The sequence below is a fragment of the Cytobacillus sp. FSL M8-0252 genome, assembly GCF_038007345.1.
GTDB classification, from domain to species: domain Bacteria; phylum Bacillota; class Bacilli; order Bacillales; family Cytobacillaceae; genus Cytobacillus; species Cytobacillus kochii.
In genome coordinates this window covers 345,265-371,031 of sequence record NZ_JBBOWZ010000001.1, presented here as the reverse complement: position 1 = coordinate 371,031, position 25,767 = coordinate 345,265, and the positions used below count along the sequence as shown (strand labels likewise).

At 38.7% G+C, this 25,767-nt stretch carries 29 protein-coding genes, 1 riboswitch and 1 other annotated feature; of the genes, 5 read left to right on the top strand and 24 right to left on the bottom strand.

Annotation, left to right across the window (positions count from 1 at the left end; translation table 11 throughout):
* Positions 1–38: 38 nt before the first annotated feature.
* The 5 genes from MKX83_RS01945 to MKX83_RS01925 all read right to left on the bottom strand — a co-directional run bounded on the left by MKX83_RS01945 (position 39) and on the right by MKX83_RS01925 (position 3,857).
* The gene (locus MKX83_RS01945; RefSeq protein WP_341053805.1) at positions 39–1,040 is read right to left on the bottom strand and encodes a DUF1835 domain-containing protein; all 1,002 of its coding nucleotides are present in this window, start codon (positions 1,038–1,040) and stop codon (positions 39–41) included.
* Between the two features lie 15 nt (positions 1,041–1,055).
* Complete coding sequence (locus MKX83_RS01940) at positions 1,056–1,406, bottom strand: GNAT family N-acetyltransferase (RefSeq protein ID WP_341053801.1); 351 nt, start codon at positions 1,404–1,406, stop codon at positions 1,056–1,058.
* Positions 1,407–1,977: 571 nt separating this feature from the next.
* On the bottom strand, positions 1,978–2,118 hold the full coding sequence (locus tag MKX83_RS01935; RefSeq protein ID WP_341053798.1) for a hypothetical protein: 141 nt from the start codon (positions 2,116–2,118) through the stop codon (positions 1,978–1,980).
* Positions 2,119–2,286: 168 nt separating this feature from the next.
* Positions 2,287–2,475 carry a hypothetical protein gene (locus tag MKX83_RS01930; RefSeq protein WP_341053795.1) on the bottom strand — a complete coding sequence of 63 codons (189 nt, stop codon included), beginning with the start codon at positions 2,473–2,475 and terminating at the stop codon, positions 2,287–2,289.
* 119 nt (positions 2,476–2,594) lie between these two features.
* Positions 2,595–3,857, bottom strand: a complete 1,263-nt coding sequence (locus MKX83_RS01925; protein ID WP_095370971.1) for a cation:dicarboxylate symporter family transporter — start codon at positions 3,855–3,857, stop codon at positions 2,595–2,597.
* Between the two features lie 130 nt (positions 3,858–3,987).
* Positions 3,988–4,143: riboswitch (cyclic di-AMP (ydaO/yuaA leader) on the bottom strand.
* 361 nt (positions 4,144–4,504) lie between these two features.
* Here MKX83_RS01925 and MKX83_RS01920 point away from each other — a divergent pair.
* Complete coding sequence (locus MKX83_RS01920) at positions 4,505–4,960, top strand: SRPBCC family protein (RefSeq protein WP_341053792.1); 456 nt, start codon at positions 4,505–4,507, stop codon at positions 4,958–4,960.
* Positions 4,961–4,978: 18 nt separating this feature from the next.
* On the opposite strand, the gene MKX83_RS01915 is transcribed toward MKX83_RS01920, so the two are convergent.
* The gene (locus MKX83_RS01915; RefSeq protein WP_328198920.1) at positions 4,979–5,374 is read right to left on the bottom strand and encodes a VOC family protein; all 396 of its coding nucleotides are present in this window, start codon (positions 5,372–5,374) and stop codon (positions 4,979–4,981) included.
* A gap of 64 nt (positions 5,375–5,438) precedes the next feature.
* Positions 5,439–6,662, bottom strand: a complete 1,224-nt coding sequence (locus tag MKX83_RS01910; RefSeq protein WP_322910333.1) for an MFS transporter — start codon at positions 6,660–6,662, stop codon at positions 5,439–5,441.
* 83 nt (positions 6,663–6,745) lie between these two features.
* Here MKX83_RS01910 and MKX83_RS01905 point away from each other — a divergent pair, with 83 nt between their 5' ends.
* On the top strand, positions 6,746–7,384 hold the full coding sequence (locus MKX83_RS01905; RefSeq protein ID WP_341053789.1) for an alpha/beta family hydrolase: 639 nt from the start codon (positions 6,746–6,748) through the stop codon (positions 7,382–7,384).
* 20 nt (positions 7,385–7,404) lie between these two features.
* Here the strand turns inward: MKX83_RS01905 and MKX83_RS01900 are convergent, their stop codons facing one another.
* The 7 genes from MKX83_RS01900 to metG all read right to left on the bottom strand — a co-directional run bounded on the left by MKX83_RS01900 (position 7,405) and on the right by metG (position 14,601).
* A complete protein-coding gene (locus MKX83_RS01900) occupies positions 7,405–7,794 on the bottom strand; it encodes a DUF2283 domain-containing protein (protein WP_341053787.1) in 390 nt (129 codons plus the stop codon).
* A 77-nt stretch (positions 7,795–7,871) separates the two neighbouring features.
* Complete coding sequence (locus MKX83_RS01895; RefSeq protein ID WP_341053784.1) at positions 7,872–10,352, bottom strand: peptidase G2 autoproteolytic cleavage domain-containing protein; 2,481 nt, start codon at positions 10,350–10,352, stop codon at positions 7,872–7,874.
* Between the two features lie 204 nt (positions 10,353–10,556).
* Positions 10,557–11,039 carry a VOC family protein gene (locus MKX83_RS01890; RefSeq protein ID WP_307315680.1) on the bottom strand — a complete coding sequence of 161 codons (483 nt, stop codon included), beginning with the start codon at positions 11,037–11,039 and terminating at the stop codon, positions 10,557–10,559.
* A gap of 148 nt (positions 11,040–11,187) precedes the next feature.
* Positions 11,188–11,649 carry a helix-hairpin-helix domain-containing protein gene (locus MKX83_RS01885; protein ID WP_307315682.1) on the bottom strand — a complete coding sequence of 154 codons (462 nt, stop codon included), beginning with the start codon at positions 11,647–11,649 and terminating at the stop codon, positions 11,188–11,190.
* A gap of 25 nt (positions 11,650–11,674) precedes the next feature.
* Entirely contained in the window at positions 11,675–11,923 is a 249-nt protein-coding gene (locus MKX83_RS01880) for a hypothetical protein (RefSeq protein WP_307315852.1), read from the bottom strand.
* Positions 11,924–12,035: 112 nt separating this feature from the next.
* Positions 12,036–12,899, bottom strand: a complete 864-nt coding sequence (locus MKX83_RS01875; RefSeq protein ID WP_341053777.1) for an aminoglycoside 6-adenylyltransferase — start codon at positions 12,897–12,899, stop codon at positions 12,036–12,038.
* Positions 12,900–12,960: 61 nt separating this feature from the next.
* Positions 12,961–14,601, bottom strand: a complete 1,641-nt coding sequence (gene metG, locus MKX83_RS01870; RefSeq protein WP_341053774.1) for a methionine--tRNA ligase — start codon at positions 14,599–14,601, stop codon at positions 12,961–12,963.
* Positions 14,602–14,681: 80 nt separating this feature from the next.
* Positions 14,682–14,957 (bottom strand) — a binding site (T-box leader).
* A 1,310-nt stretch (positions 14,958–16,267) separates the two neighbouring features.
* On the opposite strand from metG, the gene MKX83_RS01865 reads away from it, so the two are divergent.
* A complete protein-coding gene (locus tag MKX83_RS01865) occupies positions 16,268–16,978 on the top strand; it encodes a hypothetical protein (protein ID WP_340977373.1) in 711 nt (236 codons plus the stop codon).
* 90 nt (positions 16,979–17,068) lie between these two features.
* Here the strand turns inward: MKX83_RS01865 and MKX83_RS01860 are convergent, their stop codons facing one another.
* The 10 genes from MKX83_RS01860 to MKX83_RS01815 form a co-directional block, all read right to left on the bottom strand.
* A complete protein-coding gene (locus MKX83_RS01860) occupies positions 17,069–17,266 on the bottom strand; it encodes a hypothetical protein (protein ID WP_341053772.1) in 198 nt (65 codons plus the stop codon).
* 19 nt (positions 17,267–17,285) lie between these two features.
* Complete coding sequence (locus MKX83_RS01855; RefSeq protein WP_341058543.1) at positions 17,286–18,017, bottom strand: cytochrome c biogenesis CcdA family protein; 732 nt, start codon at positions 18,015–18,017, stop codon at positions 17,286–17,288.
* 46 nt (positions 18,018–18,063) lie between these two features.
* Positions 18,064–18,633 carry a nucleotidyltransferase domain-containing protein gene (locus MKX83_RS01850; RefSeq protein WP_341053768.1) on the bottom strand — a complete coding sequence of 190 codons (570 nt, stop codon included), beginning with the start codon at positions 18,631–18,633 and terminating at the stop codon, positions 18,064–18,066.
* Complete coding sequence (locus tag MKX83_RS01845; protein WP_307315695.1) at positions 18,630–18,752, bottom strand: hypothetical protein; 123 nt, start codon at positions 18,750–18,752, stop codon at positions 18,630–18,632. Before MKX83_RS01845 ends, MKX83_RS01850 begins: the two co-directional genes overlap by 4 nt.
* A gap of 24 nt (positions 18,753–18,776) precedes the next feature.
* The gene (locus tag MKX83_RS01840; protein ID WP_307315697.1) at positions 18,777–19,514 is read right to left on the bottom strand and encodes a class I SAM-dependent methyltransferase; all 738 of its coding nucleotides are present in this window, start codon (positions 19,512–19,514) and stop codon (positions 18,777–18,779) included.
* A 14-nt stretch (positions 19,515–19,528) separates the two neighbouring features.
* The gene (locus MKX83_RS01835) at positions 19,529–20,302 is read right to left on the bottom strand and encodes a Cof-type HAD-IIB family hydrolase (protein WP_341053765.1); all 774 of its coding nucleotides are present in this window, start codon (positions 20,300–20,302) and stop codon (positions 19,529–19,531) included.
* A complete protein-coding gene (locus MKX83_RS01830) occupies positions 20,299–20,745 on the bottom strand; it encodes a DUF4275 family protein (RefSeq protein WP_341053762.1) in 447 nt (148 codons plus the stop codon). The genes MKX83_RS01835 and MKX83_RS01830 overlap by 4 nt, the downstream gene beginning before the upstream one ends.
* A 7-nt stretch (positions 20,746–20,752) precedes the next feature.
* Positions 20,753–22,030, bottom strand: coding sequence for a hypothetical protein (locus MKX83_RS01825; RefSeq protein WP_095370988.1), 1,278 nt, complete (start codon positions 22,028–22,030; stop codon positions 20,753–20,755).
* Positions 22,027–22,440 carry a hypothetical protein gene (locus tag MKX83_RS01820; RefSeq protein ID WP_095370989.1) on the bottom strand — a complete coding sequence of 138 codons (414 nt, stop codon included), beginning with the start codon at positions 22,438–22,440 and terminating at the stop codon, positions 22,027–22,029. Before MKX83_RS01820 ends, MKX83_RS01825 begins: the two co-directional genes overlap by 4 nt.
* Before the next feature lie 87 nt (positions 22,441–22,527).
* A complete protein-coding gene (locus tag MKX83_RS01815; RefSeq protein WP_095370990.1) occupies positions 22,528–23,529 on the bottom strand; it encodes a YeiH family protein in 1,002 nt (333 codons plus the stop codon).
* Between the two features lie 106 nt (positions 23,530–23,635).
* On the opposite strand from MKX83_RS01815, the gene MKX83_RS01810 reads away from it, so the two are divergent.
* The gene (locus tag MKX83_RS01810; protein ID WP_095370991.1) at positions 23,636–24,514 is read left to right on the top strand and encodes a LysR family transcriptional regulator; all 879 of its coding nucleotides are present in this window, start codon (positions 23,636–23,638) and stop codon (positions 24,512–24,514) included.
* A 379-nt stretch (positions 24,515–24,893) separates the two neighbouring features.
* Entirely contained in the window at positions 24,894–25,733 is an 840-nt protein-coding gene (locus MKX83_RS01805; RefSeq protein ID WP_341058541.1) for an AraC family transcriptional regulator, read from the top strand.
* Positions 25,734–25,767 lie beyond the last annotated feature (34 nt).

The window sequence follows — 25,767 nt, the reverse complement described above, 5'->3', positions numbered from 1 at the left end:
TAAACCTCCCTTTTTTGAAGGAGGTCTCACCATATTGATTATTCGTTCGACTTGAGGCGTACACTATAAAATCTCATTGCCCTCGGCACACCCTTCAATTCAAAAACACCTAAGAACGCTAGCGTTCTTAAACGGTATTCAATAAACAAATCCCCAATGGGTTGGTCTAAATGTCCAATGACCTCACCAATTAGGCGGGTAGACTTCATAAATTCTTTTCCCTTTTGAAGCTCCCTTGCCTTAGCAATAATCATCTCATCTAAATAATGTTCACTGACAGGAGTCAACCTTCCTTCTTTCCATGTCCTTAAAAAGACGTCCTTCGATTGAGCAAGCGTAACCCAAAGTTCTATCCATTTTTGACGTTCATCTATTGATAAGAGGAGATAATTTTCCACATTTTTTATATATTCCATCCACTGCTCGGGCGCAAGCTCACCTGTATGTAGAATATCTTGACGTGTTAAACTTTGCTGGTGCTCCTGATCTAAACCTATATATACTTGATTGTTTTTCTCCCGTAATAGGTAGACTGCATAGGCTATTCCTGCCTGTTCATGCGCATTTTCACATCCCCAAATAAAAATTTTACATTGTTCGGGTAATGCCTGTAACTTCATCCAACTTTCTTCTATCCGTGGAATATAGTCAAAAATAAATTCATCTTCTAAATTAATATGTTCAAACAACCAGTCCCTTCGCTTCTCAAGACCCTCTATTTGATGCAATTGCCATAATGGCCCGATCGAAAAATTAATCGGAATAGTAATGACTCTATCACTCATATTTAATTTCTTTATTGCTTGTTTTAAACTCCCCGCACTCGAATCGCTAAAAACAATATGTATATTACCTCCTTGAATAGGAGGAGTTTCCTTATCAAATGTTAACACTGCTTGATAAAACTTCTTCATGCTAGTCATATAATCCTCATCAGAGTAATTTCCTGAACGAAGCATTTCAGTATGTAATAACATTTGTAACAGTAAGGATCTTGCTTCATGATCCGATAATTTATCTACTTGCTGTTTAATTTGCAACTGCTAATCCACTCCCTATACACTTTTATAACAATCAATTACCATATTTATAAACTCATAAGTACTTCCGTTTGTTTCTTGCATATATATGCGACTCGTGCGAAACCCCATTCGTTTATATAGTTTAATCGCCCTTTTATTGAAAGTAGCTACAGATAATGTCATCTGTTTAGGTTCATAATTCTTTCTTAAAAAACACATCGCAGCCTTTAAGAAAGTGGCACCTTTTCCTTGACCAGTTAAGTCTAGTCTCATTCCAAGGCCTATATCCATTGAGTCACCCATTTGCTCAATCATCAAAAAAGCGATAAGCTCTTCTTCATCCTTTACAGAAAAAACAAACTCGCCCCGTTCTTTTTCATCCAAAAATGCAACTAAATCCTACTCATCTTCTTCCATATTATAAAAATCATAGGGGGCATCATACTGCCAAGTTAAAGAAATTTCCTCAGCTTCCTGTTGCGACATTTAAATGAATCGGCATTATAGACTCCTCCTTATTTTAGTAAATTATACCACTTCCTATCTATTCAAGGCCCTAACTAGCCATTTAATATGCAGGGCCCTGCTTTTGACAGCGAAGTCCGCATTGAGCGCGATACTTTTGGAGTAAAGTGTTTCCTACTTTTTTTTAGACTTGTATGCGTATTTGGCTCTTTCGCGCATTTCCTCGGCTTTCTCTATACCACTTTTGCGCGTATCCGGTATATGCGCGCAATTCTTTTTCTCTCTCTCATAACTTGTGCGTATATTTTGCTCTTTCGCGCAATTCTTCTTCGCTTTCTCATAACTTGTGCGCATATTTGGCTCTTTCGCGCATTTCCTTGGCTTCCTCTATACCTCTTTTGCGCGTATCTGGCTTTTGCGCGAAATTCTTCTTCTCTCTCTCATAACTTGTGCGCATATTTGGCTCTTTCGCGCATTTCCTCCCCCTTCTCTATACCTCTTTTGCGCGTATCTGGCTTTTGCGCGCAATTCTTCTTCTCTTTCTCATAACTTGTGCGCGTTTTTGGCTCTTGCGCGCATTTCCTCGGCTTCCTCTATACCTCTTTTGCGCGTATCCGGTATATGCGCGCAATTCTTTTTCTCTCTCTCATAACTTGTGCGCATATTTGGCTCTTTCGCGCATTTCCTCCCCCTTCTCTATACCTCTTTTGCGCGTATCTGGCTTTTGCGCGCAATTCTCCTTCTCTTTCTCATAACTTGTGCGCGTTTTTGGCTCTTGCGCGCATTTCCTTCCCCTTCTCTATACCTCTTTTACGCGTATCTGGCATTTACGCGCAATTCTTCTTCTCTTTCTCATAACTTGTGCGCATATTTGGCTCTTTCGCGCATTTCCTCGGCTTCCTCTATACCGCTTTTGCGCGTATCTGACATTTTCGCGCAATTCTTCTTCTCTTTCCCTTAGCTTGTGCGTGTATTTGATTCCTGCCACATAGTTTCTTATTCTCTTCCCTCGCATTTTAGGTTATGCAGCCAAGTTAGACTATTAATCGCAAACAAAAAAAATACCACAGAATTAAATTCTGTGGCATACAAATTCCATGATAACTTTTAAGAAGCTTTTTGAACTTTATTATCAGCTGGCGGGTTAAATTGGCCTTCCCACTTTGCGATAACAAGTGCAGCAAGGGAATTACCAACTACGTTTACTGCTGTACGACCCATATCTAGGATACGGTCGATACCTGCGATAAAAGCAAGACCTGCTGCAGGTAGTCCAATTGTACTGAAAGTAGCTAGTAGAACAACAAACGAAACGCCTGGTACACCTGCCATACCTTTAGAAGTAATCATTAGTACAAGCATTAGTGTGATTTGTTCAACAATACTTAACTCAATACCAAACATTTGTGCAATAAATAATGCTGCAATGGCTTGGTATAAAACGGAACCATCGAGGTTAAATGAGTAACCAGTTGGAATAACAAAAGAAGCGATATGTTTCGGGCTTCCTGCTTGTTCCATCTTGTCCATAATTCTTGGAAGAACCGTTTCTGAACTCGCTGTTGAGAAAGCAAGCAGTAATTCTTCTTTAATGGATCCAAGTAATTTAAAGATATTCACACCGATAATTTTAGCCATAATTCCTAAAATAACGATAACGAAGAATGCCATTGTACCATACACTGTTAACGCTAATTTCCCCAAAGGAATCAATGAAGCAAAACCATATTTTGAAATAGTCACACCAATTAACGCAAACACCCCTATTGGTGCGTACTTCATAAATAAGTTTGTTACATAAAACATGGCCTTAGCTGTGCCTTCAAAAAATCTTAATACTGGTTTCCCTTTTTCACCTATTGCTGCGACTCCTAGTCCAAATACAACGGCAAAGAATATAATCGCAAGCATGTCACCTTCCACCATTGCTTGAACCGGATTTGTCGGTACAATATGCAATAGTGTGTCGGCTATTGATTTTCCTTCTTGCTCTTCATTCGTTTCAACATATCCAGAAATATCATTCTGTTCTAAGCTCTCCATATCCAAACCCGCTCCAGGTTGGAATATATTAGCAGAAATAAGTCCCACTGCAATCGCTACCATTGTCATTCCAATGAAATAAAACAGTGATTTCCCGCCGAGCTTACCGACTGATTTAATGTCACCAACACCAGCAATAGCAACGATGATTGTTGAAAGAACGATCGGTACGACGATCATTTTAATTAAACGGATAAATAAATCACCAAATGGCTGTAAAAAACTTTGAGCGGTTTCATTTCCGTAGAAAATACCACCAATGACAATACCTAAAATAAGACCAATCAAAATTTGAGTAGCTAGACTCATTTTAAATATTTTTTTCATTTAAAAAACCTCACCTTCTATAAATTTGATCTAGTGCTTAGGCAAGGGAAACAAGGTTAATTAATTTAAGGTGAAAATAAACCAAAAAAAAAAGCCTTTTCAGTCATTTTCCCGCAATCATATAAACTCCTTTTGTCTCCTTTAATGCTGACGAGGTTAGCTTTCGGGTTAGGACTAAGGGAAACAGTAAGCCCCTCTAACATACATAGATTCACCCCAAACGGACATGTCCGCTGTAAAAATTGGGTCCCCCGTTCTTAGAAAAAAGATTAAGCAATATATTACAAAATACTTTTCTATTATATTATTAATACATTGAAATTGTAAATAGCAAGAATTACCGAGGATATTTAAAGCTGTGCGTTCACTATAGCGCACCTATCTAGCAAAACCTTTATAATTCTAGCAAATACTTATCATTTCTCCTGTTTACTATAATATTCTTCAGTTTAATTCTTCCGATTATTCCTCTTTTTTTAAATAAAAATTAAAGAAAAATATACACAAATTTTACAAAACTAATTTTTCTGAAATATTAATTATTTAGTCTATCTAAATAATTAATCAACGGTTACCGCAATGATCTTGTTTATGGTGGTTGATTTCATCGAATGCTTTTGTTATCACTAAAATAAGGGGGTTTACACATGCCTGTCATTAAACATCGTTTATTGATTCATGCCGATATTCACTTATGTTTTGATTTAGCTAGAAATGTGGAAGTACATACGGAGACAACAAAACAATCACAGGAGCGAGCTGTTGCCGGAGTGACTTCAGGTTTACTCAGGAGTGGGGACACAGTAACATGGGAAGCTATACACTTTGGTGTAAAGCAGAGACTAACAGCAAAAGTTACGGAGATGGAACGCCCCTATCAATTTACAGATGTATTGGTAAAGGGTGCTTTTCAATCATTTATCCATGTTCATGAGTTCCGCGAGCATGATGAAGGAACAGAAATGATTGATTCATTTTCTTATATTTCACCATTAGGATTGATTGGAAAGTTAGCAGACTTCCTCTTTTTAAAAGCTTATATGCAACGATTTATAACCAAAAGAGCGTTAGCATTAAAAAAGATGGCAGAAGGGAAATCATAACCCTCGCCATCTTTTTACTTAAGGTAGATTGATTTGCCAAGATACACCGAAGCGATCATTAATCCAGGCAAATTGTTGACTAAAACCATAATCACCTAAAGGCATTAATTCCGTACCACCGTCTACTAGCTTTTCGTAGACAACACGAAGTTCTTCCTCAGTATCACAATTCAAATAAAAGGAAAAGCTTGGTGTGAAATTGAACTGATGGGCGATATTACTATCAATGCACATCACTTCTTGGTCCTTTAGCTTGAATATGGCATTCATTACTGTTCCTTCATCACCCGCTTCATTTTCACCATAGCGGACAATATTTATAATGCTTGAGTCTTCAATAATTGACGTATAATAATTCATCGCTTGCTCTGCTTGGCCATCTTGAAACATAAGAAAAGGCATGACACTTTTCATCGCTAATCTCCTTTATCTCTCATTTTCATTCATCATACTTCAATCGGAAGTTAGGAGCAAATCATTAGCTAGAGACAGCCTTATCTTCAAAATAACTTGCCTTTGATGGACGATAGATAGTTGCGACTAACGCAATGGAAACAATTCCACTAATCACTGCAAATACAACACTTACTTCTTGTAGGGTAAACCACTCAGCTAGGAGACCCAGTAGTAATGTCAAACCAATTTGGACGATTCCTTGCAATAGATCAGCTACACTTGCAAACCTCCCCATTATGTCGACAGGTACTTGTTTTTGGAAAAAAGTAACGTAACCTGCATTTGCAAACGTAAAGAAGAACCCTAATATGACAAAGGCTATGGTTGCAGTTAAATAATGTGAAGATGCATAGAAGACAATGTAACCGATGGATGTCAATAACATCCCCGCACCAATATATAGTTTTAATGATAATTTTTTCGCTAATAAACTCGAACATAAACCGCCAAATATAGCACCGATACCTGTCATAGCCACAATATAGCCATACGCTTCATTAGATAGGCCAAGATCTCTCGTTAAAAAGGTAACTTCTTGAGAATCTAGGGCGACACATATGAGCATCGTCGTTTGGAACAACAAATAGACAGATATAAAATATTTGGCTCCTTTTGAAAACCGGATAATTGTTCGCCAATCTTCTATTAATGTTTTTAAGCGAATTCGCTCTCTAACATGATTATTCTGCTCATCCACATTAGGAAGTAAGAAAATAAAGAAAGCACAAATAATAAAAGTAGCCGCATTAATATAGAAGCAGACAGCCAAACTAACCGTCGTCATTAGTACACCTGCAATAGCTGGACCAATCATAATTGCCCCATTACCTGCCATTCCGATAAGAGAGTTAACTCGCTTACGTTCTGACTCTGGAATTAATTTGGTTATGTATACTTGTGAGCTTGGTCCAAAGAAACTACCAGCCAAATTAATAAGTAACAATAAAAAGTAAATTAACCATAATGAATGTAAAAATGGTAAACAGACAACTAAAAGACCACGTACAATATCGATAAAAATCATTAACCTTCTTTTATTTACTCTATCAATCACGCTTCCTGACCAAAGGTTGGTCATAAGCATTGCTAGAGGTCTAATAATATAAAGACCCGCAACTGCAGCTGCAGAACCGGTTAAGTCAATAATATATACGTTCAACGCAATCAAATAAATCCAATTTCCTAAATAAGAAACGCCTATACCCAATATAAGCAGCGCAGGATTTCTCCACCCGATAGGTATCACCCCTTACAAAAAAATATAAGATTCAGAAAATACAGTACAGGAAATATGTTACACTACTTATAAAAAATAACAAGGGGAAATCGATGGAAATTCACGAAAGAAACTTACAAAAAGAGGAAAAAGTAGTTAGATATACTCATATAAATTCAGGTGCTCCGTCCGTATGTATTATGTTTTCAGGAGCGGGATACAACTATAATCATCCATTGTTTTACTACGCTACGATGATGATGATTGAACAGGGCATTGATGTTGTTCATATCCATTATCAATATGAAGCAAATTTATTAAAAACACATAGAGTAGAAGACATTTCATCCTTAATGATGGCAGATATTCACCTAGTTATTACGGATCTATCTCAAAAACATATCTATCAAAAAACCATCCTGTTGGGCAAATCTCTTGGTACGATACCGATCACTTTACACCTTGCGAAAGAAGAAATTTTCCGTGAGGCACAGATTATTCTTTTAACACCGTTATTAAAACTCCCATCAATCGCTAAGGCAACAGTACTTATAAAGCAAGAGGTCTTACTCGTCATTGGTAATCAAGATTTACATTTCCATCATGAAACAATCGAAGAAATAAAAGGACGTACCGTTCAACTAAAGATAATCGATGGCGCAAATCACTCACTCGACATCGACTATCATACAGACCAATCCCTTCAAGCGTTAAAAACAGTAATGGCTGAATTGAAGAGATTTATTTCTTGATAAGGCTAAAAAACTAAAAATTACTTTACTATGCTTTTTAAAGTCTGTTTCTTATATTTATGAAAATCAATAATGTCGAAGCCGATAAAATATTTACACTGCTCATCAGCAAAATAAAATTGGATGCCTTTCAGTAGATAATGTTTCTTAACAGCTTGTCCAGATAGCCGGAAGGATAGGGTTTCACCATTTTTGTGATATATTTTTTCTGACCCTGCTATCGGGGATAATCTTTGCGCAATCTCTCCAAGACATTCTATACCAACGATTCGATCATGCTCATCAATATCGACTAGTAATGGAGAATCACCCACATCTTCTGTTGCTTGAATAGTATACGTTTCTGAATCAGGCAGTAAATAAATATAGCCAGCCTTCGCCTCTGTATCAAATGTAATTCTAGATTCCAATCGTTTTCCCCCCCAGATTTTTAGTTTATTATGTAAACATAGGGTTCCTCTTTATAGAAACCCTACATTCTTACGGTTTAATTATTTTTATTATTAATTGTATTAGCCAACTGGGAAAGCATTTGTTTCATTTCTTGTTGCTCTTGTTGATATCGGTTAGAAAGCTCGATTATTTCACTTTCATTGCCTTTTATCATAATAATGACTTGATTAGCGGCCGTTCTTTTGATCACGCGATACCCTTGCTGTGAAGTAGTTGCTATTCCTTCATTATTTGGTAAACAATAGCCATTCACTTGACAACTACCATCATCTCTTACTCTTAATTGTCCCAATAACCCTACTGCAGACCACTCTTGTCTATCTTGTCTTGAAACATAAGATTGCGATGGATCCCATTTCGTACTAATGATCGGTTTGGTTTCTGTAAACGATGAGCGAGTTTCTCCATTTTTTGTAGCTGGCAAAGGTACTTCAATATGGGTGTATATTCTACGTCCCCATTCATCTAATTCATATTTCCCCTGCCAATTCAAGCTTGCACTATTACCTAATAAACTTGGAGTAGCACTTGTTACACCAAGAATATAGCTATCAGATGCAGTTGCCTTTCGCATCTTATCTCCTTCTAATGTAACAAAGTATCCTGGATCAATTGCCAAGCCATCTATACTTTCAAACATCTCTGCTATATCTGCCCCACCAGTATTGTATGTGGCTCCATCAATATACATTTCGCCATTACTAGCTAACCATTTAGCACCGAGGCTTCTTGTGTCTGCAGCTGTACCGTTGCCAATAAACCATGAAAAAGGTTCTTCGGCATCACCGTATCTACCTATAATATGCGCGCCGGCTTGATCATTTGTACTTGTTCCAAGTCCCTCCGCATGAGAGTAATCACCTGAAGCGATCGTATCTGTGCCTTCTGCATGACTTGCTAATCCACTCGCCACATTGTTAAAACCTTCAACATGGGAACTATTACCACTTGCAGTGTTAGGTGCTGGTAAGTTTGCTCCATCTGATCCCCCTTCTGCGTGTGCTGAGAAACCACTGGCCGTATTTTCAGTTCCTTCCGCATGGGACGCATTTCCACTGGCGGTTGTTCCTAACCCTTCGGCATGGGCATAAGGTGCGTCAAATGCTGTACTAGATAAGTAGCCCTCGGCATGGGAAGCAGTGCCTGCTGCTATTGTACTCTGCCCTTGGGCATGTGCAAACCCCCCTGAGGCAATTGTGGAATTTCCTTCGGCATGGGAATTGTAGCCAGATGCCTCTGTATTATCACCCTCCGCATGAGACCAAGTACCAGAAGCAACCGTTGAAGTACCTTCTGCATGAGCCGCATCTCCACTTGCAACGGTTAAATATCCTTCCGCATGAGTATACACACCTTGTGCCTGTGTACTCCCCCCTTCTGCATGAGAGTAAGATCCTATCGCTTGAGTATTGTACCCTTCGGCATGAGTACCAAAGTTACTTGCTACACTTAGAAAACCCTCGGCATGTGCGCCAGAATTGGAGGCAGTTGTTTGAATGCCCTCCGCATGAGCACCATAAGCTGTTGCATTTGTTGAACCACCTTCTGCATGGGAGGCGGTAGCGGTAGCAGAAGTAGATAAACCCTCGGCATGTGCAGCACTACCAGAAGCTAACGTACCATCTCCTTCCGCATGAGAGGCATCTCCACTCGCGGTTGTACCTAACCCTTCTGCATGCGAAGCACCCCCACTTGCTGTTGATTCTGAACCTTCTGCATGCGAAACATCTCCACTTGCACTTGTTTCAGAACCTTCGGCATGAGAGGTTTCTCCACTAGCTGTTGTTGCATAACCCTCGGCATGACTATTATCTCCAACCGCCGACGTATTTGTTCCTTCAGCATGTGCCTCATTTCCAATTGCCGAAGTATTAATCCCCTCGGCATGAGAGGCATATCCACTTGCTTCAGTCCCATGTCCCTCAGCGTGTGATACTCCACCGATGGCCAAACTTTCAAAACCCTCCGCATGGGAGGCTGTCCCTAATGCATTCGTAGAATTCCCCTCAGAATGAGACCCATCACCGTTTGCAGTTGTACTAAAGCCTTCTGCATGTGCAGCGACTCCACCTGCATTCGATTGAGCCCCTTCTGCATGTGAACCAATTCCTTCTGTTGTTGTTCCATAACCTTCTGCATGTGAGCTATCAGCAATCGCCGTATTCCCAAAGCCTTCCACATGGGATGCTGTGCCTAAAGCTTCCGTCGAATTCCCCTCCGCATGGGAGGCTTGCCCACTCGCTAGTGTATTAAACCCTTCACTATGTGCGGCGACCTCCGTCGCATTAGTACTTGATCCTTCCACTTGAGAAGCTGCACCTGTTGCTGTTGATGCATAACCCTCGGCATGTGATGTCTCACCAGTTGCTATACTATTATAGCCCTCCGCATGAGACGCTGTGCCAACAGCTTCTGTTGTACTACCTTCCGCATGCGAAGCCACACCACTTGCAGTAGTATTATAGCCACCTGCATCGGAACATGTCCCTAAAGCATTTCTATTACAATCAGCCAAATGTAACACTCCTTTCCCCAAGAATTTAATCTTTATCCTGATAGTTTATTAAGAAGAGATCATTTTCGTGTGGACAAGTAACCTATTTTTATCACTTTATCTCTTTGGCATTTTCTAAATGTAACCATATTACCGCTCAACTCTTACAAGGCAAAAAAAAACGAAAAAATGATATATGAAGCAACATTTTTTCGTAAAATTACTCTATTTATATATATCTTGTAGCTTAAGTCCCTTCAAAGATTCTTCCCATTCAGTGATAGACCACTTTTTGCAAACTTTCTGCAACTCCTCTGGTGTATCCACCGTACACATCAACTCTAAACTATTGCCGTCCGGGTCTTTAAAATAAACTGACGCATTACTTTGATGTGATCGAATAAATGGAGCCACCGACTTTCTGTTGCCAAATGGCACTGCTTCAATTCCCTTTGTTTCTAACCAATTTAATGACCGCTTTAAATTTTCATAGGAAACGCGAAAGGCAACATGTCTAACAGAAGGATGATAAGGCAACTTGTACTCTTCACCTTGCCATAGACCTAACCAACTTTTATCCTTTTCAATCCAGAGAAATACTGTCTCTTCATCCCTTAATGCCACCTGTAACCCTAGATTCGTATAAAATTCAATCGCATCATCTAAATTTTTGACTGGTAAATGAGCTTCATATAAGCCTTCTATCATTGCATCATCAGTCCTCCTTTATCTACTTATATTTTTATACAAAAGAGAACTCATCACGACCGATAAAAGCTGTATCTTACTTACGACTTTTGATGGAGAGCGGACTTTGCAATAAGCTACTCTCTTGAATCACAATCGCCAACTTCTCCTAGTCCCTCCACGATTTCTCTGGTCGATCTGATGGAAAGCCATTTGTTATGCGATACGCCTTCCTCTCCTCCGTGAAGTCAAACCATTTTTTAGACATTTGCTTATTGTTAGCAAAATGAATGACACAGCGAATTTGATCTTCCACACAGCCATCCGTTCTCACACCCATTTCCTTTTCCAGCAGATCAAATAGTTGTCCAGGGTTTTCATTCTTTATATCTTCTAAACGATAGATTTGCAGATATCGAACAAGTTTATCCGCTAATTCAAAACCAATTGAGGGCACCAATTGGAAGTCTGCCCATCCCTTAATCTTCCGTGCCCTTTCATCTGATATATTTAAATGCTGACTAATTTCTTTTATCCCAAGTATATGTATTTGGCTGATCTTCAATCTTGCCTCTCGTAGTCTAGACCTTTCATCCGCTGTTAAAGGTAATTTAGGTTGGTAAGATGGCATCAGCTTCCTCCTTACCTGCTTACATTTATAGTATTAGTGGTTTATAACCTTTTCTTTTTTTATAATGTTCAAGTGTACCCATCTCTAAGTTAGCTACCATTTCCATTCTCTCTAAATCTCTTCTTGTCACAACAGGATCCGCCGCATTCCAGCGCACAGTGCGAATGAAATAATACGTTTTAATTGGGTGAAAGACTACTTTTGAATGGGGAAAAGCATCGAAAGTAAATTCAATCGCTCCCCGTTTTTTATAAGAATAGGAAAGAATATTCATTGTGTGAATCCATCCCTTTGCTTTTAAGTCGTACAATTCTTTACCCTTATACGAAAGGTCTTCAATCCCTTTTTCCGCTTTTTCCTCTCATTCTTTAAGTTGCCTATCTCCTTCACGCTTTCGGTAATTGCCTAACCCCCTCCAAATACGCCAACATGCGGCGATCATCATTGATAGGATAAGAGAATCGAAGGTGATTAGCCACTTCTTGAGCTAACGCACGAAACAATTCGCATGTGGTCATAACTGCTTCCCACATATTTTCCTCATCTCCATCACTATAAGTTTTTCTGTACATCTCCCAATAGGAAGGAGGGAGATAACACTTATAATATTTTCCTAACTTACCAGTAGAAATACGAAAATCATATTGAATACCGATCCACCAATCGACCATTTTGTTTAATGCGTCTCTTATGTCAGAGTTAAACATTGCTTGAGCATATGGCCATTCATCTCGCCAAATGCCTTTCGCCACATTTTGTAGACACCACCAGAAGTTATTTGTATAAGCATCATATTCACCTTCACTCGGTGTTTGCACGTGGTAATCGACATCTGTCGGAGGAGGAATAATGGGCAAGTACTCACCTTTATCTAATAAAGGAACAGTCAGTTTATCTTCCCCATATTCTTTTCGCATCACTTCCTTCGTTTGAAAGCGAAGATCGATGCGATTGCCGTCTGTAAATAGCATCAGAAAACCATAACTCTTGAAGTCTTGCACTATTTCTTTACCAAAATCATTTTTATCTGGTTCTTGCTTCATAATCAACTCGCCGAATGATGCGATCCAATTTTGATTTTTAATAAAAGGCTCGGTATCTTCAACGACATAAACAATATCATAATCTTGAAACTGGTCTCTTGGGACATTTATATTTGTTCTGGAACCGTTCATATAGACAGCAAAAATCCTCTCTTCGTTTTTTGCAAAGTCTATAATCGTAGCCATCATTTCTGTTTCTGACCTCATCACTTCACCACCCAAGTATTGGTTCTTTGTTTGCTAAGTAAAGTCCTGCTTCCGGCGATTATTAGATAAGTGATTGTGCTTGTAATCTCGTTAATTCTTTTTCAATGTTCTCTACATCAATGCGCGCAAACAATGGTTCAACTGGTGCAGTGAGTGTCACACCATTCAAAACAACCTCTTGCCATCTCCGCTCTTGGACATTGAGTAATTCAAATACCTTTTCACTTGAAAACGGTAAAAAAGGAGAAAGTAATTGCGCGAGGTTGGCAAGAAGATAAACACAATTAGCTAACGTTTTTTCACAAGTCCCTTGATCCTCATGCCATTGTTGCCATGGCTTTTGCTCATCAAAATATTTATTAGATTTTCGCACATAGGCGAATATATTCTCTAGGGCTTGCTTCATGCTCCCTTGTTCAATGAGGTTTCCAACTTCTTGATATAAGCAGTTAATTTCTCCTTTTATCTTTTCATCAATATCCGTCGTTGTAATGACACCGGCAAATGATTTTTCAATAAACTTCAACGTACGATTCACAAAATTCCCATATGCACCGAGCAATTCGCTATTATGGCTATAGATAAACTCTTTCCAAGAAAAATCGGCATCGCGATTCTCCGGTGCATTAATCGTAAGAAAGTAGCGAATCGAATCTGGTTCATATCTTTCTAAGAAATCAGGCACCCAAACAGCCCAATTTTTACTCGTCGATAACTTCTTTTTTTCTAAAGTAACATATTCGTTGGAAATCACCCTTGTCGGCAATGCCGCAATTCCTATTCCTTGTAAAATGGCGGGCCAAATGACCGTGTGGAACGGGATATTATCTTTTCCGTGCACATAATACGAGGTTGTTTCATTTGACCAAAAATGATGATCATCCTGATTGTTTTCTTCGGCCCACTTTTTACTTGCTGAATAATAGCCTGAAACCGCCTCAATCCATACATACACCTTTTTATCTTCATAACCAGAAACAGGGACACTGACACCGATTGGTAGATCTCGAGAAATGGCTCTGTCGTGCAAACCTTCACCTAAATACCTTTTCGTTAAATGCAGTGCATTCTCTCTCCATAAATGTTGCACCTCAGCCCGTTGTGTATATTTCTCCAAATCAGCTTGTAAGTCACTTAGTGCAAAATAAAAATGTTCTGTCTCCCTTGTCGTCGGTGTGTGACCACAAATTTTACAGCTGCGTTTATGAAGTTCAAGGGGCTCTAAGATGGTTGCACAATGATCACATTGATCGCCTCTGGCAGGTTCATTGCAAACTGGACATAATCCTTCCACATAGCGGTCTGGCAAGAACTGCTGACAATGGTCACAATAGGTTTGCTCTACCTTTCGCTTGTAGATCAAGCCTTTTTCTAAAAGCGCTAAAAATATTTCTTGTACTACATGATGATGATGAGCTGTATCTGTTCTTGTATAAATATCATAAGAAAAACCTAATTGCGTAAAGCAATCAACAAACTCTTGGTGATAGTGATCCGCTATCGCCTGCGGCTCTACCCCCGCCTGTCTTGCCTTCACAGTAATCGGTGTACCATTACAATCACTGCCTGAAACATATAGCACTTTTTCTCCTTTTAAACGATAATATCTTGCCAAAATGTCTCCAGGTAGCAAACTTGAAACATGACCGAGATGCAAAGATCCATTTGCATAAGCCCACGCCCCACCAATAAAAATACTCATCTTCTATTCCCCCTAAATTGTTAGCCTGATTGATTGAGACATGACTGCAAACAAAAAACCTCGCCCCATAGCTATTTCTAGCTAAGGGCGAGGTTTACACCACGCGTTACCACCTTATTTCACAAATAGGTTACCCTACTTGCCTCATCAAGTACGCCAGTCCCAATCGGCCTTTATACTGTGACATTGATAACGAGTGCCAAAACTCGGTGTAGCCTACTTATACTTATAAACAAGTATGTTCAGTACACAGCTCAGAGACCATTTTCGAATGATTGCTTTTTGCTTCTTCTCAGCTACCGAAGCTCTCTGCTTAAAAAACGACACATTCTACTTTTTCTCTTCATTGCTTTTAGAGTGAAAATATTTAAATGTAATTGTAATCAACTGGGTTTTGAAAGTCAATGGGAGAAGTGACAGGCAAATGTGTTTTGCTCGGCTTTCGTGGCTGATTTTCTAACTGAATGACTCGCTAATGCCCTATTTGCTCGGCTTTCGTGACGAATTTTCTGACTGAGTGAATCGCTAATACTATTTGCTCGGCTTTCGTGACGGATTTTCTGGCTGTATGACTTGCTAATGCTATTTGCTCGGCTTTCGTGGCAGATTTTCTGACTGAGTGACTCGCTAATGCTATTTGCTCGGCTTTCGTAGTGGATTTTCTGTCTGAGTGAATCGCTAATGCTATTTGCTCGGCTTTCGTGACGGATTTTCTGGCTGAATGACTTGCTAATGCTATTTGCTCGGCTTTCGTGGCGGATTTTCTAACTGAATGACTCGCCTATACTATTTGCTCGGCTTTCGTGACGGATTTTCTGGCTGTATGACTTGCTAATGCTATTTGCTCGGCTTTCGTGGCAGATTTTCTGACTGAGTGACTCGCTAATGCTATTTGCTCGGCTTTCGTGGCGGGATTTCTGACTGAATGACTTGCTAATGCTATTTGCTCGGCTTTCGTGGCAGATTTTCTGGCTGAATGACTTGCTAATGCTATTTGCTCGGCTTTCGTAGTGGATTTTCTGTCTGAGTGAATCGCTAATGCTATTTGCTCGGCTTTCGTGACGGATTTTCTGACTGAATGACTTGCTAATGCTACTTGCTCGGCTTTCGTGGCAGATTTTCTAGTTGAATGACTTGCTAATGCTATTTGCTCGGTTTTCTAGTTGAATGACTTGCTAATGCTATTTGCTCGGCTTTCGTGACGGATTTTCTGGCTGAGTGACTTGCTAATGCTATTTGCTCGGCTTTCGTGGCTGATTTTCTAGTTGAATGACTCGCTAATGCTATTTGCTCGGCTTTCGTGGCGGATTTTCTGACTGAGTGACTCGCTAATGCTTCCTTTTTTTACTTTCACCATTGTTGGTTGTGTATTTCGGCCAAATCACGGGTCTTTATCTATTTCTCGGCGGCACGGGAAAACAATATTTGCCGACGATTTATCTTTCGATTACCAATGAAAGGCCTGGGCTCATCGGGCAGGCACGCGGCGTCATCTACCACTGACCATGGATTATTCTTTTCCCTCTCATAGCTTACTTATTACTACTATTGGCCTTTTATCTCGTCTCGTCAGGTTAAATAACCAGACAAATAAAAATTGGCGGAGGATGACTCATTTATGATTTTCGGGTATATAGAAGGGTAGAGAAATAGGAGGGGAATCACCATGACCATTGAATCCATCATCATTGGCGTTATTCTTATATTCATTCAACTTTTTGCACTAAGGATTATTAAATGGCTACCAATGAAAGAGCAGAAAATACTTTCACTTTCCGGCGGTGTGGCGATCGCTTATGTATTTGTATATATTCTCCCTTCCATGCATGAAGAACAAGACAAGTTAGGTGGCACACTAGCGATCGATTCCGAACTATACTTCTTAGGGTTGATCGGATTAATTGTTTACTATAGTGTGTATAAATTCGCAAAATCTACAAAAGCGCAAAAAATGAACCAAAACGCCGCCTATTTTGTGCAAGCAACTTTTTTCGCTATCTATACATTTATGGTTTCTTATATTGTATTCTCATCTGACGTTCACTCTGGTGAAGCTTTATTTTATGGATTAGCCATCGGTCTTCACTTTATCGGCATATCCTATCATATTGGAAAAGAAAACGAGGATATTCACCATCAATACGGACGCTTTCTATTTGCGATAGCTACGCTTATAGGGGCACTTGCCGGATCAATGGGCCCTACTACAGGGTTATTCGTCCACTCCATCATCGCTTTCAGTTCAGGCGCAATGATCTTTAATGTCATCAGTAAAGAGTTACCGGAGGAAGACTATGCCCACCTGCCCACTTTCTTATTGGCTTCCCTTTTGTACTCATTGATTCTCTTTACTCTTAAAACCGTCTTTAATTGGTAAATAAAAGGAGAAAACCCAATTTAAATGACATGAGCAAATTCCCAGAAACATTTGTTCATGTCTTTTTTATGGAGTTGTACTCAACTCTTCCTACTTACTTTTTCTGTAAAGTATAGCACTAGTAAGAATCATAACGACTGTACCATTCATTAATAAACTGTTTGGGATCCAATACAATTCACTCGGTAAAGTACTAAAAAATATGATAGACAGCACGATCAAAGGTAGCATGCCTAAAATATACAGACGGATGATTGGGTTTTGCCACTTTATATTAAACTGATTCAACTAATTGTCCCCCTTTGTGCTAACTAGTAATCATCCCCCACAACCCTTTCAAAAAGAATTCCGCCTTCGCTCCCCAAATGTTGATGACATACACTTGATCAAAATAGACCATTACCCCAATAATAATCAAAATGAAACCACCCATTTTCATCAAATGACTCGAATATTTATGAAAGAATCGCACCTTCTCAATAGCAAAACCTAGTAAAATAAACGGTATAGAAAATCCTAACGAATAAGCTGTAATATGGATAAAAGTTTGTTCTGGTGGTTGAGCCAAACTAGCGTAAATAATAGCACCTAAGATGGGGCCAATACATGGGGTCCAAGCGGCAGCAAAAATGACGCCTACTAAGTATGAACTCAAAAAAGTTCCTGCTTGTTTATATTTAAAGAGGCGTATCTCCTTCATAAGAAGTTTCGGCTGAAAAAAACCCATTAAAAATATCCCCATCATAACAAGGAAAATCCCACCAAACATGCGAATGAGATCATTATATTCTCTAAAAAACTCCCCAAGAAAACTCGCAGAATAACCCAATACATAGTTTAAAGATGCTAATCCGAAACAAAACGCAACCGCATGAAGGATTACCTTCGACTGTGCACCTTGCTTTTGTTTCAGGTCATTTACTGATACCCCGGTAATATAAGAGATAAAAGTCGGATATAACGGTAGCGTACACGGAGAGAAAAATGCCAATAGCCCGCCTAATAATGCTAAGGTTACTGTCATATTCATTATATCCATCACTAGGTATCCTCCTGATCCATTTAAGTAAGTGAATTTCAGTATCTTACAGTAATTCTAACCACTTATGATGTGGCATATGTAATTGAATCGCCGTTTGTAGCCATTTCTTTTCTTCAGAAGATAGGAAATCGACGACTCGAAGAAAGTCCTCTTGATCTTTCGCTCTCGTATCTTTCGCTTTATATAACAACACCACTTCGGGGCTCAAATATGGAATATCTTCTATGTGTACTGACTTCATTTTTTCAAATGAATAACGAATACGCTCATCTCTTCTAAAGATCCAATCGTTATGTTGGATTTCATTTAACAATACTTCTAAAGAAGTACCATTTATCACATTCTGGCAATGAATTTCATGAATCGGTTGCTGTAAGTTTTCTCCTTCCCAAATAACTAGTTCACCATTCACCACTTTCTGAAGCCTCCATTGTTTAAGGTGATTTTTCACATGCGCTTGATCATGACGAAATACAGCGATTTCAATATCTTTATGTTCTCTGGTCTTTTGACCGATATGCAAATCAATCGCCCAACCACCCGCAATAAACCACGGTTTATCAAATCCCGACATGAGTTCCTTTATTCTATGACAAAGTTGGAACTCCGTCATAATTTCAACCCCATATATAAAGCTCCTGCTACCGGATTGTACGTATATGGCGGAATCTCATAAAACTGGTTAAGAGAATAATCTCTTGAAACGACCAATTCATCTACTCCTTTCTTCAACAACCAACCATCATTGATATTAAGCTACTCGTATTTAGTCGCCGAAATAATGATCATCATGGGTCTTCTCATTTCATTCTTCATTTCCTCTGTATGCATCATATGTTCTGGTGGCTTTGGTTCCACTACTCTTGTGATTTGAAAACCTTGCTTTAGTAAGCCATCAAGATAAGTAGTCAAAGTTTTATGGTATTTCGTTACTTTTTCTCCCAAAAAGGTTGTTTGTCTTTCTCCTTCAAAGAAATAATGGTCGACAGGAAAATGAGAAACCTCTTGCTGTGCATCATAAAACCAATCTTGACTACCTTGTGCTGTAAAAATAGGATGTTCTACAGAAAAAATAAATTGTCCTCCTTTTACCAATCCCTTATGAACATTATTAGCCACTTCTTCAAAGTCAGGTACATAGTGTAGGGCAAGCGAACTTACTATCACATCATAATGCCTCTCCTTTATTTGCATATCCTCTATTGTGGATCGAATATATGTAACATTTTCATAGTCTTGTGACATTGTTTTTGCTTTCGAGATCATTTTTTCAGAAATGTCTACTCCCACAACTGATTTAGCTCCATGCTCTGCCGCGAATCGGCAATGCCAACCGAAACCACAACCTAAATCTAAGACGGTTTTATCCTGAAAGGTCGGCAGCATACCTTTTAATGTTTGCCATTCTCCAGCTCCTTCTAAGCCTTTTACCGATCGTGTCATTTGGCTATATTTTTCAAAAAAGGATTCGTGATCATATATATTCTCCTTCATAACGAACCTCCTTCTTATAAAATATTGAACTTCTTTAATGCCTCATAAATCCCTCCTTCACTTGCCCTAGAAGTCACATAATCCGCAGCAGTCTTAACGCCTTGGCTACCATTCCCCATCGCAATTCCTAGCCCAACATGTTTCACCATATCAATGTCATTGTCGCCATCACCAAAAGCAATTGTTTCATGGGGGTACACATTGAAATAGGCTAATACTTCTTTTATTGCTACATACTTAGATACTTCTTTTTCAACTACATTTAAGATATAAGGGCGCCACCTCTTGAAGATTAAATAAGGAAACGTTTGCCGATAAATATCTACTACTCTATCATTCGCAAATAAACATAAAAGATAGACCTCCTCCTCAAGAATAGCAGGCTGTGTACTCGGATAATCAGCAAGAGATAAAGTCTCATTAAGTGCTGTAAGAATAGCTTCTTCTTTGACACCATTCATATAAAGGGATTCAGTATAAAAAGTTAAACCATGTTTCATTTTTTCTGCAAAGTTCATCACGTCTATTAATCTCTCTTTATTAAATGGAATCTTATGTATGACCGTCTGTTGATGCTTGGCATACCCTCCGTTAGCTGTTATAAATGTCTCTATTCCTATTTCCCGCAACTCTTCACACATGGATAATGGTCTACCAGTAGCCGCAACAACGTGTATACCTTTCTCCATCAGTCTTCTAATCGCTACCTTAGTTGTTGGTGGTATACTCCCATCTTTTTCACTCGTTATCGTACCATCCACATCAAAGAATACCAGTTTATAAGTCATCTTCTCTCAACCTCTTTATGATGATAAAAATAAGGACCGTACCACGGGGATTCATGTGTCCTTATATATGTCCAAGTAAAATCAACATCCAAAACATAAATATCACTTTCTCTCTCGAAATCAATCGCCTTGAGTGATGTTACCCGATCAATGATATACGCAGTATCCTCCATCTCGTAAAATATATAACAAGACATATTTTTCATTTGATCTAACCTACCTCTAGCCTGTTCTCCTTCTAGACAAGCGACTGTCTCATAACTAAAAACGTGCCATCGAAACCCACAAATTCTCCCTTTATCATATAAATGAATCTCTTCTTCTTCACTCTTATTCAAGTGACTAGCAAATGACTGCTCCCAGCGATATTGTAAATAAGGACCCCATTTCGGTATCTCGGTTACTTTTACTCCTCGATCTCGCAATCTTGTTACTAAATCCACCCCTCCCTCACTTCCTATCCGCCAACAAGAAAACTTCACCGGTATTGGCATCAACCCCATACAAACTATCAATCATTGCACTTAAAATATATTTTCGTTTATCAAAGTCATACACATAACAAGGTTTTAACACAATGAATTCTTTGATTTTTTCATAGGCTTCTTCTTTTGAAAGGACAACCTCTTCCGGGCCATCATACGATTTAAATTGATCACTTAATATCTGGTTGTCTATATAATTAATCACCTCGAGCGAACGGGGATCGATAAAGACTTTCAGTTTCCGCTGGAAAACAAACGAGTGGCTCTTACTTCCTTTTAAATTTGCGTGAATATAACCAATATCCCGATTGAAAGAAGTTAATAACCATTCCCCTGAATACTCTGGGTATACTTGTCTTAAAAACGTTTGAACGACGTCAATATAAGCAGTTACTTCACTTTCATTAATCAGTTCAGTATCAGCACTAGGTTCATTCGTGAATGCCTGTTTTGCTGAGATATCTTCTATCCATTCCATTTCTTTTCTAGCAAAGGGTGTTTGTAACGGCTCTGTCCAATTCAATACTTCTTGCACTTCTACCTGCCCAATCCCAGTCGCAAAACCTTCATAAGGAATCGTTTTAGAAAGATCATTGGTTACATAAATTTCCTCTATACCATAAATAGCTTGGATTTTTTCCTCTTCAAAGGAAGGATCATGTATCAACCTGATTTGCGCCTGTGCGTTTTTTTCCACTTGCTCAACGGTCAATGTATATTCCTCTTCTTCCACCCATTCATCTGTTGGAAAATAACCATGAATGCTATAAAAAATCAAATCCCCATCTCTATTTACTTTCAGTTCAATATAACCAGACGGGGAAACGTCCATCCCTTTATAAGATCCTTTAAAAGAATACTCCTCCTCATTATGGGAATCCAGTTGAAAATGCCTACCATATATTAAATTCGTTTCCGCTTCTATCCATTTGATAATGCTTTCTACATCCCGCTGTTGAAAGACAACACCATGCTTTGCATATGTTTTCCCTTCCACAAAAATAGCGGATTCTACCTTATTTGTTTGCAAATCGATCGTAATTACTGCCGTTCCCTCAGGATTTAAATTTTCCTCAACAATACCTGCCTCTTTAGGAAACCACTCCATACAATATTGGTAAACTGTTTCATTAAAAAGTGTTACACGGCGACTGTAACTACTACGACATAAATCATAATGAGCTAAGCCGAACTTGAATCTGGTCCATTCTATTATTTTTTGCTCTTGTTCGTTTATAATCATTTCTTAAGCATCTCCCTTAACACATTCGTCATGTCGCCTGTGGTCAAATACGTCTCCCCATCATTAACCATATACATGAGAATACTAGGTTCATCTTGTTCTCCTACCCATAAATGAATGGCATGAGTAGGCAAACCCTTTTTATACTCAACCATTACATCATAATCTGGCAGTCTTTCATTTATTACTGTTGGCTCTTTTACAGCTGTTAAAATGACTTTTTCCACTGTTTTTATGTCTGCATCTTCTTTGATAGAAAAAAGGATGGTTTCATTTATTTCACCCACGCCTTTTGATGGTGAAAAATGAATAGCTTTAATTGGCTCGTTCAATAACACCATCGGCTCTCCCTTTTCACAACCGATGAGAACTAATACGCTTAAAACGATAGCGAGGTATATACTTTTCATACTTACTCCTTCATACATATAAAATGGAAATATATTCTTATTATCATACAATGGAACAAAAAAAAGAGCCACACTTCATGTGACCCTTTACATCATAAAAATAATGATAAATCCTAATAAAACAAGCAGTATCGTACCAAGTAATGCCGCATAAAAAATCTGCAGGCCCATTTTCTTAAAAGCGGAGAGTTCTACATTTAGCCCTAAGCCCGCCATTGCCATTGCTAATAATAAATATGATCCACTAATAAGCCATTGAACAAGTTCAGTCGGCAACCACCCCAACGTATTGATGGCACTCATTGCGAGAAAACCGAAAATAAACCAAGGAATAGGTAACTTGTTCTTTGTTGCGCTCTCTTGACTTTCCCGCTTCTTCATATAATAGCCGATAAGAATGGCCACTGGTACAAGTAAAATGACTCTTGTTAGTTTAACGATGATGGCGATATTCTCTGCCTCCACACCACCAACAGAAGAAGCAGCAACAACGTGCGCAATCTCATGCAAGGTGCCTCCAGTTAACATACCATATTGGTAATCGGTTATTGGTAAAATCGGATAAAGAAATGTATAAAGTAACGTGAATAGCGTACCAAGCACAGCAATCACACCGACACTGACAGCAGTCACACTTTCCTTCGCTCTGACAACAGATGCAATCGCCACAATCGCAGCCGCCCCACAAATCGCCGTACCACATGCCGTTAATAAACTTAATGTCTTATCCACACGAAGCATCCTAGCGAAGCTATAAACTGCTATGAGGGTGACACATAATAAGAATGCCGCATAAAGAAAAGTACTTACACCTGCATGAGCTAAATCGGATAAATTAAGGCGCAAACCTAACAAGATAATGCCTAGTCTTAATAATTTTTTACTAGAAAAATCAACACCGACTTTATATGAACGGTTCCAACCAATCGTATGAGACCAAATTATACCTAGCAAAATGGCTAAAACAAGATGACCGATTATCGTCAGGTAAGGTAGTTTGGCGAGAAGGCCAGCCATAATTGCAATAATCAATGTCGTTCCTATTCCAAAATAAAAGGAGCCTGTTCTCAAAGATGACTTTAAATCCATTGCTGCCTCCCCTTTCTCTATTACAGTATAGTTTTGTCCTTTTTATTTTGGAAATAAATATATATAATAATACTTATTCATTTTATTAATAAATGGGGTGGTTATCATGCATATGGAGGAACTTGAGACGTTTCTTGTCCTCGCACGCGAGAAAAATTTTACAAAAACAGCTAAACAAAGGGCGTTATCTCAACCAACCGTTAGTGTCCATATAAAAAACCTGGAAAATGAATTTGCGACCTCACTCATTCAGCGCACAACAAAAAAAGTCCACTTAACAGCAGAAGGGGAACTTTTTTATAATCAAGGCTTAAAAATATGGGATGTGTATCAACAGCTTAAAGAAACATTATATGAGAAAAAACAAGTTGCCTCAGGACTCATACGAATCGGAGCTAGTTTTACAATTGGTGAATACATTTTGCCGAGCGTGATCGCACAATTACAAGCAACTCATGAGCAGTTATCCTTCCATGTGACGATTGGTAATTCAGATCAGATGATTAATAGTGTGAGGCGGTTAGAAGTAGATATCGGTTTAGTGGAAGGGCAAACCTATGCAAGAGAGGTGGTCCAAACACCCTTCGCAGAAGATCGTTTAGTGATTGTCTGTTCACCTGCCTATGAAGGAAATTTTCATTCGATAGAAGATTTGCATGATCAAGAATGGATTATCCGTGAAGAAGGTTCGGGGACAAGGCAATCATTTGACCATCTAATCGAATCTCATCAAATTAGAGTCAAATCCACCTTCATCATCAGCTCTACCCAAGGAATAAAAAGTAGCGTAAAAAGTGGACTAGGACTCGCCTTACTATCCGAGGCAACCATACAAGAGGAATTAACATACGGTCTATTGAAGATTGTACCGATAGATGGCCTTTATGCAAAACGAGCCTTTTCTTATATCCTGACCAAAGGGACAAACCTTAATCGCAATACGCAATTATTGGTCAATACGTTGAAATATGGTACTGAAGCTTAGTATTTAAACAAACGTTTGATTAAATGGGATGAATGGAACAAGTGACAGGTTCTATTCGTTCCTTTTCTACTCGACCAAACCACCTCTTTTTAAGCATTGTCCATTTTAAGGTGATAGTTATTTCAATATATAAGTAAACTTCTGAATTCCACCTAACATTGTAATGATAGTATGAGCTATCAACAAAAAAATAGTTTGTTATCCGTATAAATTCCCTCATTTCCAATACTAAATGTATATTACTCTCCCTTCATTGTCATATTTAAATATAATATTGCTGGCATCCGCTAGTATATGTGTAAGAAAAGAGCAAGAATAATGAAAAGATCTTTAGGTTTTCTTGTTATTATTTGTGAGGGAGGGTCAAGCTTTGAAAAAAGTGAATCTAATTATGGATACCATTGATTATATCGAAGCTCATCTATCAGAGAAAATGAACCTAGCACTTGTTGCACATGCCTTGCATTATTCGAAGTATTATCTGCATAGGGTATTTTCACAAACAGTAGGTATGACTATTCATGATTATGTACAGCGAAGAAAGTTAACTGAGGCAGCAAAGATGCTTGTATTCTCCGATAAGTCTATTCTAGAAATCGCATTGGTTGCTGGTTACGAGAGTCAGCAATCATTTACCACTATATTTAAAGCAATGTATAAGAAATCACCCCTTCAATACCGTGAGGAAAAAGACTATTATCCATTACAGTTACGATTCCAATTTAATCATGAATGGACTCAGACGAGTAACAATAAAGAATTAGAGAACTTACGAATAATTAAAGAAGCTACCAAGGATGATGTACCATCTTGGATGGCTTTTGTAAGCCTCGTAATTGATGGCTTTCCTCACTTGCAAGAAGCAGAGCATAGAAAGGTACTTCAAACATACATTGCTGACAGACGTGCCTTCATCATGATAGAAAATGGATTAATCATTGGAAATATGTTGATTTCCCACATAAATGGGGGAATTGATTTCCTGGGGGTTCATCCTTTATATGATAAACCAGAGATTATACATCTTTTTATAAAGATGACCGATTTGGCAAATTACAAAAAAGTCCACATCACGTCTTTTAGAAAAGGAGATAAAGCTGACCTAGGCTACCGAAATGCATTAATTCAACTAGGTTTTAGAGAAGCAGAACTTCTGACTGAATTTGGTTATCCTACTCAGGAAATGGTTTTATACCAACAAGGAGAGATACATGATTAAGCCAGTTACACTATATTTATGAAAACTTAAGTAT